The sequence below is a fragment of the Vallitalea longa genome, from assembly GCF_027923465.1.
Lineage (GTDB): Bacteria > Bacillota > Clostridia > Lachnospirales > Vallitaleaceae > Vallitalea > Vallitalea longa.
In genome coordinates this window covers 1-255 of sequence record NZ_BRLB01000092.1, presented here as the reverse complement: position 1 = coordinate 255, position 255 = coordinate 1, and the positions used below count along the sequence as shown (strand labels likewise).

Below are 255 nucleotides of genomic sequence, written 5' to 3'. Positions count from 1 at the left end.
CAAAAGGAGAAATATACATAGGAGGCAAAGGAGTAGCATCAGGATATAAAAAAGACAAAGAAAAAACACAAAAAGCATTCATAGACCATGATGAACTAGGAAGAATCTATAGGACAGGAGACTATGGAAAACTAAAAAGAGAAGGATATGTAGAATTCTTAGGCAGAGTTGATACTCAGGTAAAAATACAAGGACATAGAATAGAACTAGGAGAAATAGAAGCAAGGATAAAAGAAAACAGCATGGTAAAAGATG

1 pseudogene is annotated in these 255 nt (G+C 33.7%); it reads left to right on the top strand.

The annotated features are described in order from the left end of the window. Positions 1 to 255, top strand: a pseudogene (locus tag QMG30_RS24955) (AMP-binding protein); the annotation flags it as partial.